This is a genomic window from Streptomyces sp. NPDC085927 (assembly GCF_044540975.1).
GTDB lineage: Bacteria > Actinomycetota > Actinomycetes > Streptomycetales > Streptomycetaceae > Streptomyces > Streptomyces hirsutus.
In genome coordinates, this window is the sequence record NZ_JBITSN010000002.1 from 73,022 (window position 1) to 85,267 (window position 12,246).

The following is a 12,246-nucleotide window of genomic DNA, read 5'->3' on the forward strand; positions in this document are numbered from 1 at the left end:
GGGCCCGCACCAGGGGGCCCCGGGCTCCTGGTGCGGGCCCCGAATTGGTCGGGGGGCAGGGCCCGCCGGTAGCCTGAGTGCTTCGCTGGAAGCAATCTCGCTTCGTCGCCCGTCGTCGTAATGAAGAGAGCACCGTGGCCGCCGACAAGATCGACACCATCGTCAGCCTGAGCAAGCGCCGAGGCTTCGTATTCCCCTGCAGTGAGATCTACGGCGGCCAGCGTGCCGCCTGGGACTACGGGCCGTTGGGTGTCGAGCTCAAGGAGAACCTCAAGCGTCAGTGGTGGCGCTACATGGTGACGTCGCGTGAGGACGTCGTGGGTATCGACTCGTCGGTGATCCTGGCCCCCGAGGTGTGGGTCGCCTCCGGTCACGTCGCCACCTTCTCGGACCCGCTCACCGAATGCACCGCCTGTCACAAGCGGTTCCGCGCGGACCACCTGGAAGAGGCGTACGAGGAGAAGAAGGGCCGCGCCCCGGAGAACGGCCTCGCCGACATCAACTGCCCCAACTGCGGCAACAAGGGCCAGTTCACCGAGCCCAAGCAGTTCTCGGGCCTGCTCTCCACCCACCTCGGCCCGACGCAGGACTCCGGCTCCGTCGCCTACCTGCGCCCCGAGACCGCCCAGGGCATCTTCACCAACTTCGGCCAGGTGCAGACCACCTCGCGCCGCAAGCCGCCCTTCGGCATCGCCCAGGTGGGCAAGTCCTTCCGCAACGAGATCACGCCCGGCAACTTCATCTTCCGCACCCGCGAGTTCGAGCAGATGGAGATGGAGTTCTTCGTCAAGCCGGGCGAGGACGAGCAGTGGCAGGAATACTGGATGGAGCAGCGCTGGAACTGGTACACCGGCCTCGGCATGCGCGAGGAGAACATGCGGTGGTACGAGCACCCGAAGGAGAAGCTCTCCCACTACTCCAAGCGCACCGCTGACATCGAGTACCGCTTCCAGTTCGGCGGCAGCGAGTGGGGCGAGCTCGAGGGCGTCGCCAACCGCACCGACTACGACCTCGGCGCCCACTCCAAGGCCTCCGGCCAGGACCTCTCCTACTTCGACCAGGAGGCCGGCGAGCGCTGGACGCCGTACGTCATCGAGCCGGCGGCCGGTCTCGGCCGGGCGATGCTCGCCTTCCTGCTCGACGCGTACGTCGAGGACGAGGCGCCCAACGCCAAGGGCAAGCTGGAGAAGCGCACGGTGCTGCGCCTCGACCCGCGCCTGGCCCCGGTGAAGGTCGCGGTGCTCCCGCTCTCCCGCAACCCGGAGCTGTCGCCGAAGGCCAAGGGCCTCGCCCAGGCGCTGCGGCAGAACTGGAACATCGAGTTCGACGACGCCGGCGCCATCGGCCGCCGCTACCGCCGCCAGGACGAGATCGGTACGCCGTTCTGCGTCACCGTCGACTTCGACACGCTCGAGGACAACGCGGTGACCGTGCGCGAGCGCGACACCATGAAGCAGGAGCGGGTCTCCCTCGACCAGATCGAGGGCTACCTGGCGAGCCGGCTGGTCGGCTGCTGACGCCGTAGCACCGCCGACTGCGTCGGGCCCGCCCCGGACAGCGCTTCCCGCGCCGTCCGGGGCGGGCTCATCTCTCCGTGGGGTCCACCGTCGCCTGGTGGGCCTCCACCAGGTGTTCCTGTGCCTTCAGCCAGGGCAGGAACTGGGCGCGCCGGCGCCAGTCACAGGTCTCGCAGCTGATCGTGCGCTGCACACCGGTGCGCCGGACCCGTACGACGTGCTCCCGGCCGTGCTGGTCCCAGCGGCTGACTTTGCTCGTGTCGATCTGGGGCATGAGGCCTCCGGCATCCGCGGTCGTTGTCGCCGTACCTGTTGCCCCCGATCGGGGACGACAAGGAGTCTGCGGCAAGAACAACATCAACGGGGGCTCTCCGTAGGCGAATTCGGTGGAGAACCGGCCCGCGCGGGAGCGCGCGCCCGGTGACGCGCGAGCGCACGCCTTCACACGGGGCCGTGTGCTCAGACGTCCGCTCCGGCCGCCTCGCGGATCTCCGCCGACTCCAGCCGCTCGGCCGTCCGCCGCGCGGTCGCGCGGGCCCAGCGGCCCGAGGTCGCCGCGCCCACCACCAGCACCGCGAGCCCGCACGCGGTGAGGATCCACCAGCCGGGCCGCGAGGCCTCCACGAAGCTCTCCGCGTACGACGAGGAGCCCACCCCGGCCGCCAGCACCGCGCCGATCACCGCGACGCCGAGCGCCTGGCCCAACTGCCGGCTGGTGGAGGCCACCGCCGAGGCCACCCCGGCCTGGGCGCGGGGCATGCCGGAGACGGCGGTGTTGGTGATGGGCGCGTTGACGAAGCCGAAGCCGACACCGAACAGGACGTACCCGACGACCAGCGTGGCGTTGGACGTCTCGGCCTCGAAGAGGGCGAACAGGAACCCGGCCGCCGTCATCGCGCCGCCCGCGATCAGCAGCGGCAGCCGGGGCCCCCGGTTGCCGACCAGCCGGCCGGAGAGCGGGGCGCACAGGAACGTCGGGAGGGCCATGGGGAGCATCCACAGCCCGGCCTCCAGGGCGCTCAGGCCCCGTACGTTCTGCAGGTAGAGCGTGGACAGGAACAGGAACCCGCCGAGCGAGGCGAACGCGCTCACCGCGATCACCGTGGCCCCGCTGAACGGTGCCGAGCGGAAGAAGCGCAGGTCGATGAGGGGTTCGTGACGCCGGGACTCGTAGCGGAGCAGGGCGATCAGGGACACGAGCGCGAGGGCGCCGAAAGGGACCGTGACCAGGAGCGGCGCGTGCGGCGCCTCGATGATCGCGTACGTCAGCGAGCCGAACAGGGCGATGACCAGCAGCTGGCCCACCGGGTCGGCGCGGCGGGCCTTCGGCGCCCGGGACTCCGGGACGAAGCGCAGGGTGAGGACGAGGGCGGCGAGGCCCACCGGCAGGTTGATCCAGAAGATGGAGCGCCAGCCGACGGAGTCCACCAGCAGACCCCCGACCAGGGGCCCCGCCGCCATCGACAGGCCGACGACCGCGCCCCACGCGCCGATCGCGCGGGCGCGCTCGCGCGGGTCGGTGAAGGTGTTGGTGATGATCGACATGGCGACCGGGTTGAGCATCGAACCGCCCACCGCCTGCACCATGCGGAAGGCGACCAGCGCGTCCAGGTTCGGCGCGAGCGAGCACAGCAGCGAGCCGAGGGTGAAGACGACCAGGCCCGCCGTGAAGACCCGTCTGCGGCCGATCCGGTCGGCCGTGGAGCCGGCGAGCATCAGCAGCGACGCCAGGACGAGGGTGTACGCGTCGATGGTCCACTGCAGACCCGAGGTACTCGCGTCCAGATCCCGCTGGAGCGACGGCAGGGCGACGTTCAGGACCGTGTTGTCCAGACTCACGAGGAGCAGACTCATGCAGCAGATCGCGAGTACGAGGAGACGTCGGCGCGGGCTGAGCTCGGACATGCACGCCATCGTACGCGCGGTTCAATAGTGCGGCTAACTAATGACCGGTGCATCCTCGGTATGCGGGACAATGGGGGAATGTCCACGCCCCCCTCCACCCCGAACCCGGCCGCGACGTCGGACCCCGCCCCGGCCCCGTCGGACCTGACGATCGGCCCGTACGCGGTCCGGCCGCCCGTCGTGCTGGCCCCCATGGCCGGGATCACCAACGCGCCCTTCCGCACGCTCTGCAGGGAGTTCAGCGGCGGCAAGGGGCTGTTCGTCAGCGAGATGATCACCACCCGGGCGCTGGTCGAACGCAACGAGAAGACCATGCAGCTGATCACGTTCGACGCGAGCGAGACACCGCGCTCGATCCAGCTGTACGGCGTCGACCCGGTGACCGTCGGCAAGGCCGTCCGCATGATCGTCGAGGAGGACCTCGCCGACCACATCGACCTCAACTTCGGCTGCCCGGTACCGAAGGTGACCCGCAAGGGCGGCGGCTCGGCCCTGCCCTACAAGCGGAACCTGCTGCGCTCCATCCTGCGCGAGGCGGTCGCCGGCGCCGGGGACCTCCCGGTCACGATCAAGATGCGCAAGGGCATCGACGACGACCACCTGACCTACCTGGACGCCGGCCGCATCGCGGTGGAAGAGGGCGTGAGCGCCGTCGCCCTGCACGGCCGCACCACCGCCCAGCACTACGGCGGCACCGCCGACTGGGACGCCATCGCCCGGCTCAAGGAGCACGTGCCGGAGATCCCCGTGCTCGGCAACGGCGACATCTGGTCCGCCGACGACGCGCTGCGGATGGTGCGCGAGACCGGCTGCGACGGGGTCGTGGTGGGGCGCGGCTGCCTGGGCCGGCCGTGGCTGTTCGCCGACCTGGTCGCCTCCTTCGAGGGCCGGGACGACTTCCGCCGGCCCATGCTGCGCGAGGTCGCCGACGTCATGGTCCGGCACGCCACCCTGCTCGGCGAGTGGATCGGCGACGAGGCCCGCGGAGTGATCGACTTCCGCAAGCACGTCGCCTGGTACCTGAAGGGCTTCGCGGTCGGCTCCGAGATGCGCAAGCGGCTCGCGATCACCTCGTCCCTCGAGGCACTGCGGGCCGGGCTGGACGAACTGGACCTGGACCAGCCCTGGCCGGCCGGCGCCGACGGTCCCCGCGGCCGGACGTCCGGCAACAACCGGGTGGCGCTGCCGGACGGCTGGCTGAAGGACCCCTACGAGTGCGCGGGCGTCGGCGAGGACGCCGAACTCGACACGTCCGGCGGCTGAGCCGGCCCGGCCCGGAACAGGGAGCGGGGCGGCGCCGGTTCAGCCGCCGGCGGGGTGCGGGACGGAGCCGTACGCCTTCAGGAAACGGTCCCGGAAGGCGTCCATGCGCCACACGGGCGCGTCCCGGTCCGGCCTGAGTCCCTCCGTCCAGTTCCAGTCGGCGACCTCGTCCAGCACCTTCGGGTCCTTGGCGACGATCGTCACCGGCACGTCCCGGCTCGCCCGCAGGCCGCTGACCCGGGCGATGGGCTGGTGGTCGCCGAGGAAGACGAGGACCGTGTCGTCGGTGCCGTAGCGCTCCAGCCACCGGGTGAGGGCGGTCACCGAGTACTCGACCGACTTGCCGTACTCCTGACGGGACTTGGTGGTGTCCGCCACGATGTCGCCGGGCTGCTTGCCCGCCTTTTGGACGGGGCCGAAGACGGAGCCGTCGCCGAGCTCGTCCCAGCCGACCATCTCGGGGACGGGTGCCCAGGGCTGGTGGCTGGAGGTCAGGATGATCTCCGCCATCAGGTTCTTGCCCCCGTCGCGCCTCTTGCCGTGCTCCAGGCGCTGGAAGGCCTCGAGCGCGTACTGGTCGGGCATCGTCGACCAGCTGAACTTGGGCCCCCGGTAGCCCATCCCGAAGGCGTCGTAGACCGTGTCGAGGCCGTACCACTCGGCCTCGGGCCAGCCCTTCTGGACGCCCGGCATGACGCCGACGGTGTCCCAGGCCCCGGTCTTCCCGAACGCCTTGGTGAGCGTGAGGCGGTCGCTCGCGGTGGCGGTGCGGTAGCGCTGCTGGTTGTCGATCCACAGGCCGGACAGCGCCGTCGAGTGCCCGAGCCAGCTGCTGCCGCCGAACGTCGACGACGTCAGCCAGCCGCTGCGCGCCGCGAACCCCGCCCCGGCGAGCGACTCGGTGCCGGCGTCCAGGGTGGCGGTGACGCCGGGGGCGATCACCGGGTCCTCCAGGGCGGTCCGGCCGTAGCTCTCGATGAACGTGATGAGGACGTCCTTGCCGCGCAGGTCCGGCAGGAGCCGGCCGGACGGCGTACCCGCGAACGGGTCCGTGCGCGCCACCTTCTCGAACGCCGCTTCGTCGCGCAGCGTGTCCCGCACGCGCTTGCCCTGCACCTTCAGCGCGGCCGCCGCCCGGTCGGAGGCGACCGGCACACCGGACACCTGCAGGCCGAGGGCGGTACAGGTGATCCACACGGTGCCCGCGATCAGCGCGCCCCGGGTGGCCCGCGCACGGTGCCGGGCCAGCAGGCCGCTCAGCCGGACCGCGGCGAGTGCCATGACGACCACCAGGAGCAGGGCGAGGAGGACCGCGCCCACGGCGGCGGCGGTGGCGGTGGCGCCGCCCATCGAGTCCTCGACGTAGTGCTGCGCGTCGTCGAGCAGCCCCCAGTCGAGCACCACGTTGAAGCCCCGGCCCAGATACTCGTTGAAGCCGATGTCCAGCACGTTCAGCAGGGTCAGTACGGCGATGCCGGCCCCGTACAGCGCCGCCGCGACGATCCGCGGGCGGCGCGGCAGGGCGAGCAGCAGCACCGCGCCGATGATCGCCTCGGCCGGAATCCGGGTGAACCGGCTGGGGCGCAGGGCGCCGGCGGTGTTCGGCAGCAGGAGCGCGCCGACGATCAGCGCGGCGGCGAGGCCGTGCAGCGTCCAGCGGGCGGCACGCGCGGCGCGGGGGTACTCCTCGCGCAGGCGGGCGCAGCGGGCGCGGAGGGTGCGGAAGGCGTGGAGGCCGGGCTTCCTCGAGGTCTCTTCCCCACGCCGCTCTTCCGTCCCTTCCTCCGGGGGCGGGTGCGGGTGCCCTTCTCCCCGCGGGTTCTCTCCGGCCGTCCGTGGCGGTTCGGCCGTGCGGGCCGGTTCGGTGGCGCGGGTCGGTTCGGTGGCGCGGGCCGGTTCGGTGGCGCGGGCCGGTTCGGTCGTGCGGGCCGGTCGGCGCAGGCGTGGGAAGACAGGCACCCGGAGGTCCTTCCGTGCAAAACCCGGTGAGGTGGCGGACCCGGCGTGGGGGTCCGGATCCGCCGTAGTTCCGTACGGGCGCGCTGACCGGCGCGTTCAGCGCGGCGGGGGTACGTTCGGAAAACAGGGAGCAAAGGCCGGGCACGCCGTCCGTGGAGCGCAGGTGAGATGCCTGCACCACTGCCCGCGCGGCCGTCGGGGGAGTCGTACGGGGCACGTCCGCATGGTGAAATCCCGGCGACTGTGGCAGCGTGATTCTCGCCACCCCTGATAAGGGTTGCGCTCAGATGAGCGAATTATAGGCGGGTGCACTTCTCAAAGGATGGCACTCGGTGCCATCCCTCGATCGTTCATCGAGCGAAATCAGACGTGCCGGTTAGCGCTCACATGAGCGACCAGATGGGCCAATCCGGGACCGACGCGTTCAAGAAGTGAAAACATGCGGTTGTGGCGGCTTACCAAGCCTTGACTTTCGATCCCGTGGCGGCGGAGTGGTCGCAGGCGCATGACGCACGTGTGGACGTACCCAGATGCCTTTGATCTGGGTATGTTCCTGCCCGTCAGGGCAGCCACCGCGTCCTCGAGGAGTCGAGACCCGTGTCGGAAAACAAAGATCCCCACGTAGGCCAGCAGGGTCACAGCGTTGAGGGCGTGAAGTTCGTCTACGACTTCACCGAGGGCAACAAGGACCTCAAGGACCTCCTCGGCGGAAAAGGTGCGAACCTCGCCGAGATGACCAATCTGGGTCTTCCCGTCCCTCCCGGCTTCACCATCACCACGGAAGCCTGCAAGGTCTACCTGGAGAGCGGCACGGAGCCGGCGGCACTGCGTGACGAGGTGAGTGCGCACCTCGACGCCCTCGAAGCGGCGATGGGCAAGAAGCTCGGCCAGCCCGACAACCCTCTCCTCGTGTCGGTCCGCTCCGGAGCCAAGTTCTCCATGCCGGGCATGATGGACACCGTCCTGAACATCGGCCTCTCCGACAAGTCCGTGCAGGGACTGGCCAAGCAGGCCGGCGACGACCGCTTCGCCTGGGACTCCTACCGGCGCCTCATCCAGATGTTCGGCAAGACCGTCCTCGGCGTCGACGGCGAGCTGTTCGAGGACGCGCTGGAGGCGGCGAAGGCGGCGAAGAAGGTCACGGTCGACACCGAGCTGGAGGCCGCCGACCTCAAGAAGCTGGTCACCAAGTTCAAGAAGATCGTCAAGACCGAGGCCGGCCGGGACTTCCCGCAGGACCCGCGCGAGCAGATGGACCTCGCCATCCACGCGGTCTTCGACTCCTGGAACACCGACCGGGCCAAGCTCTACCGCCGCCAGGAGCGCATCCCGCACGACCTGGGCACGGCCGTCAACGTCTGCTCCATGGTCTTCGGCAACCTCGGCCCCGACTCCGGCACCGGCGTCGCCTTCACCCGCGACCCCGCCTCCGGGCACCAGGGCGTCTACGGCGACTACCTGCAGAACGCCCAGGGCGAGGACGTGGTCGCGGGCATCCGCAACACCGTGCCGCTCGCGGAGCTGGAGCAGCTCGACAAGAAGTCGTACGACCAGCTGATGCAGATCATGGAGACGCTGGAGAACCACTACAAGGATCTCTGCGACATCGAGTTCACCATCGAGCGCGGCCAGCTGTGGATGCTCCAGACCCGCGTCGGCAAGCGCACCGCGGGCGCGGCCTTCCGCATCGCCACCCAGCTCGTCGACCAGGGGCTGATCGACGAGGCCGAGGCGCTCACCCGCGTCACCGGCGCGCAGCTCGCCCAGCTGATGTTCCCGCGCTTCGACGAGGACGCGAAGGTCGAACGGGTCGGGCGCGGCATCGCGGCCTCGCCGGGCGCGGCGGTCGGCAAGGCGGTCTTCGACTCGTACACGGCCGTCAAGTGGTCCCGCTCCGGCGAGAAGGTCATCCTGGTCCGCCGCGAGACCAACCCCGACGACCTGGACGGCATGATCGCCGCCGAGGGCATCCTCACCTCCCGCGGCGGCAAGACCTCGCACGCCGCCGTCGTCGCACGCGGCATGGGCAAGACCTGTGTGTGCGGCGCCGAGGAGCTCGAGGTCGACACCAAGCGCCGCCGGATGACCGTCCCCGGCGGGCACGTCGTCGAGGAAGGCGACCTGATCTCCATCGACGGCTCCACCGGCAAGGTCTACCTCGGTGAGGTCCCGGTCGTGCCGTCCCCGGTCGTGGAGTACTTCGAGGGCCGGATGCACCCGGGCGCCGACGACGCCGACGAACTGGTCGAGGCCGTCCACCGGATGATGGCCTTCGCCGACCGCAAGCGCCGGCTGCGCGTGCGCGCCAACGCCGACAACGCCGAGGACGCGCTGCGCGCCCGCCGCTTCGGCGCCCAGGGCATCGGCCTGTGCCGCACCGAGCACATGTTCCTCGGCGACCGGCGCGAGCTGGTGGAGCGGCTGATCCTGGCCGACACCCAGAACGAGCGCGAGGAGTCCCTCAAGGCGCTGCTGCCGCTGCAGCGGAAGGACTTCGTCGAGCTGTTCGAGGGGATGGACGGCCTCCCCGTCACCGTCCGGCTCCTCGACCCGCCGCTGCACGAGTTCCTGCCCGACATCACCGAACTGTCGGTCCGCGTGGCCCTCGCCGAGTCCCGCCAGGAACCGCACGAGAACGAACTGCGCCTCCTGCAGGCGGTGCACCGGCTGCACGAGCAGAACCCGATGCTGGGCCTGCGCGGCGTCCGGCTCGGCCTGGTCATCCCCGGCCTGTTCACCATGCAGGTACGGGCCATCGCCGAGGCGGCGGCCGAGCGCCGGGCGGCCAAGGGCGACCCGCGTGCCGAGATCATGATCCCGCTGGTCGGTACGGTCCAGGAGCTGGAGATCGTCCGCGAGGAGGCCGACAAGGTCATCGCGGAGGTCGAGGAGGCCACCGGCACGAAGCTGAACCTCGCCATCGGCACGATGATCGAGCTGCCGCGCGCCGCGCTGACCGCCGGCCAGATCGCGGAGGCCGCGCAGTTCTTCTCCTTCGGCACGAACGACCTCACCCAGACGGTGTGGGGCTTCAGCCGGGACGACGTGGAGGCCAGCTTCTTCACCGCGTACCTGGAGAAGGGCATCTTCGGGGTGTCCCCGTTCGAGACCATCGACCGGGACGGCGTCGGCTCCCTCGTGAAGCTCGCCGCCGAGGCCGGCCGCGCCACCCGCCCCGACCTCAAGCTCGGCGTCTGCGGCGAGCACGGCGGCGACCCGGAGTCCGTCCACTTCTTCCACGAGGTGGGCCTGGACTACGTCTCCTGCTCCCCGTTCCGCATCCCGGTCGCCCGTCTGGAGGCAGGCCGCGCGGCGGTCACCTCGAAGGGCAGCGACCACCGCTGATCCCTGAGCCCCCGCCCTCCGGGGCGGACTGAACCCCGGAGCCGTTGCCTGTCACCCGACCACCCTCACCGATCGGCAACGGCTCCGGATCACGAAGAGAGGGCGGCACCCGTGCGGGGGTGCCGCCCTCTCCTGTGCGCCGTCGCAAGCCGTGGCGCCGGGAGCCGAACGGGGGCCGCCCGGGGGCGGACCGGGTCTCCCTCCCGAGGGGCGGCCCCGGCCCGAGAGGCCGTGGCCCGGGGGCGGGGCCGTTTCTTTCGCCGCCCGCACGAGTTCCAAAGAAGTTGTTGCAAGGATCTCTTTGCAAAGCTATCTTTGTGTACATGGATGAGCCTCAGGAACCGCAGGACCCGCAGGTCCGCAGTCTCGATGCCCGCTCCCTGCGCGGGCTTGCCCACCCCCTGCGCATCCAGCTGCTGGACATCCTGCGCTTCCGCGGCCCGGCCACCGCGTCCCAGCTCGCCGCGGAACTGGGCGAGTCGAGCGGGGCGACCAGCTACCACCTGCGCCAGCTCGCCGTGCACGGTTTCATCGAGGACGCCCCCGAACGCGGCAAGGGCCGGGAGCGGTGGTGGAAGGCGGCCCACAAGGGCCTGAGCTTCGACGACGCGCTGCTCACCGACGCCGATCCGGACGTGCGCGGGGCCGCCGACCTGTACCTCCACGAGGTCGCGACCTCACAGGGCCGGGACCTGTCGACCTGGCTCGGCAATCGCCTGACCTGGCCGGGGGAGTGGAACCGGACCTGGGACATGAGCAGCGCGACGCTGCGGCTGACACCCGAGCTGACCCGGGAACTCGTCGAGAAGATGCACGAGCTCGTCGAGACCTACCGCGACCGGGCCGCCGGCGAGGACGACGCCGACACCGCCCAGGTGCGCATCCACACCCGAGCGTTCCCCCTCGCCACGGACTTGACGGACTCCACGGACTTGACGGACTCCACGGACTGAAAGGCCACGACCCGATGCACACCGAGATCCACCTCGCCCTGCACCGCATCCGCGCCGCCGAACTCCGTACCGAAGCCGACGCGTACCGCCTCGCCGCAACGGCCCGGTCGGTTCGGCATCCTCGGCCCTTCCGCGCCCGTCTCGGCTGGACCCTGGTGGAGGTCGGCCTGCGTCTGGCCTCCGCCCCCGGGCCGGCGGTCGCCGTGTCGTAGATCTCGCGCTCGTGAGGGGACCCCCGGCCTGCGAAGGGCGAGGATTCCCGGCATGCGATACATGCGACACGCCAAAGGCGCCCTCACCGTCGTCGCCGCCACCGCGGCCTGCCACACCTTGATGTCCACCGGCTACGCGTGGTCCCGCGACAGTGCGGCCGCGAGCGGAGACACGATCTTCGCCGGTGCCTTCGAGTTCTTATTCACCATGGCAGCCTCCTGGACCCTCATGCCCCTCCTGCTGTGGGCCGGTATGGGGGTGACGGGGGAGACCGGCAACGCCGTGCTCGTGCTCGTCGGCGGGCTGGTCTGGGTGGGGGTCTCCTGGTACTTCACCGACGACATCGACCGCCCGGGCGGGCACATACCGGTCCTCGCCCTCACCGCATACGTTCTTCTCTGCACGGCGCTGGCCGGGGTGGGGCCGGGACCGAGCCCGCTGAAGCGCACCCGTCAAGGAGGCGCCACTGCCTCATGAGGGCCGACCGACGTGCTGGACAAGGAAGAGGCCGAGAGCGGGGCCGCGGAGTTCCTTGCTGCTGAAAGCAGGCCGTGAGGGCTGTCCTCCCGCGTCGGGATCATCTCCGAGAACTGCCTCGAGGAACGCGACCTGCTCCGGTCGGCCGCAGGTGCGGGCGGCTTTCCCCGGCCGCCGGGGGGCCTCGATGTGCGCGATGCCGGATCACGCTGCGGGGCTCCGGGGAGGACACACCGCCGCCAAAGCGGGAGCACTTCGACCGCCACTGTCCTGATGCCGCTCGTTTGAGCTCTTATGTGACACATGGCGGCCGACTGCTCACGTTCTTCCGCAAGGCGCCCGTCTCCGGCCCCGCACCATCGGCACCGCGGAGATGGCGACGTTCCCGGGGCGGGTGAGAGGACGTTCGTGCCGCGCTGCCCAGCGCCTCGGGTGAGTGCCGTGGGGCCGGGACGGCGTCTCTGTGGCCGTTGAGCGTTCGGCGTGGGGGGGGGGGGCCGGGGGGGGGGGGGCGCCCCCCGCCGGGGGGGGCGGGGGGGCCCCCCCGGCCGGGGCCCCGGGGCGCCCGCGCCCCCCCCCCCGCCCGCCCCGGGGCGGGGGGCGCCGCCCGCCGG

At 71.0% G+C, this 12,246-nt stretch carries 9 protein-coding genes; 6 read left to right on the top strand and 3 right to left on the bottom strand.

Annotation, left to right across the window (positions count from 1 at the left end):
- The first annotated feature begins 134 nt into the window (after window positions 1-134).
- On the top strand, window positions 135-1,517 hold the full coding sequence (locus tag ACIF80_RS05285) for a glycine--tRNA ligase (protein ID WP_399799616.1): 1,383 nt from the start codon (window positions 135-137) through the stop codon (window positions 1,515-1,517).
- A 67-nt stretch (window positions 1,518-1,584) separates the two neighbouring features.
- Here ACIF80_RS05285 and ACIF80_RS05290 read toward each other — a convergent pair whose 3' ends face one another.
- Both ACIF80_RS05290 and ACIF80_RS05295 read right to left on the bottom strand, forming a co-directional pair.
- Complete coding sequence (locus ACIF80_RS05290; RefSeq protein ID WP_055592244.1) at window positions 1,585-1,791, bottom strand: hypothetical protein; 207 nt, start codon at window positions 1,789-1,791, stop codon at window positions 1,585-1,587.
- 185 nt (window positions 1,792-1,976) lie between these two features.
- The gene (locus ACIF80_RS05295) at window positions 1,977-3,422 is read right to left on the bottom strand and encodes an MFS transporter (protein ID WP_399799619.1); all 1,446 of its coding nucleotides are present in this window, start codon (window positions 3,420-3,422) and stop codon (window positions 1,977-1,979) included.
- A gap of 60 nt (window positions 3,423-3,482) precedes the next feature.
- Here ACIF80_RS05295 and dusB point away from each other — a divergent pair, with 60 nt between their 5' ends.
- Window positions 3,483-4,685, top strand: coding sequence for a tRNA dihydrouridine synthase DusB (dusB, locus tag ACIF80_RS05300; protein WP_399799622.1), 1,203 nt, complete (start codon window positions 3,483-3,485; stop codon window positions 4,683-4,685).
- 39 nt (window positions 4,686-4,724) lie between these two features.
- On the opposite strand, the gene ACIF80_RS05305 is transcribed toward dusB, so the two are convergent.
- On the bottom strand, window positions 4,725-6,644 hold the full coding sequence (locus ACIF80_RS05305) for a CDP-alcohol phosphatidyltransferase (protein WP_399799625.1): 1,920 nt from the start codon (window positions 6,642-6,644) through the stop codon (window positions 4,725-4,727).
- A 597-nt stretch (window positions 6,645-7,241) separates the two neighbouring features.
- Here ACIF80_RS05305 and ppdK point away from each other — a divergent pair.
- The 4 genes from ppdK (at window position 7,242) to ACIF80_RS05325 (ending at window position 11,632) form a co-directional block, all read left to right on the top strand.
- Window positions 7,242-9,989: a pyruvate, phosphate dikinase gene (gene ppdK, locus ACIF80_RS05310; protein WP_399799627.1), complete on the top strand. Its 2,748-nt coding sequence runs from the start codon at window positions 7,242-7,244 to the stop codon at window positions 9,987-9,989.
- Window positions 9,990-10,312: 323 nt separating this feature from the next.
- Window positions 10,313-10,942, top strand: a complete 630-nt coding sequence (locus ACIF80_RS05315) for an ArsR/SmtB family transcription factor (protein ID WP_399799630.1) — start codon at window positions 10,313-10,315, stop codon at window positions 10,940-10,942.
- A 14-nt stretch (window positions 10,943-10,956) separates the two neighbouring features.
- Window positions 10,957-11,154: a hypothetical protein gene (locus ACIF80_RS05320; RefSeq protein WP_399799632.1), complete on the top strand. Its 198-nt coding sequence runs from the start codon at window positions 10,957-10,959 to the stop codon at window positions 11,152-11,154.
- A gap of 52 nt (window positions 11,155-11,206) precedes the next feature.
- Entirely contained in the window at window positions 11,207-11,632 is a 426-nt protein-coding gene (locus ACIF80_RS05325) for a hypothetical protein (protein ID WP_399799634.1), read from the top strand.
- Window positions 11,633-12,246: the final 614 nt, after the last annotated feature.

What these genes read in the sequence shown, in the direction of transcription:
- ACIF80_RS05325 (WP_399799634.1), top strand. Translation starts at nt 11,207, where the DNA reads ATGCGATACATGCGACACGCCAAAGGCGCCCTCACCGTCGTCGCCGCC.
- ACIF80_RS05295 (WP_399799619.1), bottom strand. Translation starts at nt 3,422, where the DNA reads ATGTCCGAGCTCAGCCCGCGCCGACGTCTCCTCGTACTCGCGATCTGC.
- ACIF80_RS05315 (WP_399799630.1), top strand. Translation starts at nt 10,313, where the DNA reads ATGGATGAGCCTCAGGAACCGCAGGACCCGCAGGTCCGCAGTCTCGAT.
- ACIF80_RS05320 (WP_399799632.1), top strand. Translation starts at nt 10,957, where the DNA reads ATGCACACCGAGATCCACCTCGCCCTGCACCGCATCCGCGCCGCCGAA.
- dusB (WP_399799622.1), top strand. Translation starts at nt 3,483, where the DNA reads ATGCGGGACAATGGGGGAATGTCCACGCCCCCCTCCACCCCGAACCCG.
- ACIF80_RS05290 (WP_055592244.1), bottom strand. Translation starts at nt 1,791, where the DNA reads ATGCCCCAGATCGACACGAGCAAAGTCAGCCGCTGGGACCAGCACGGC.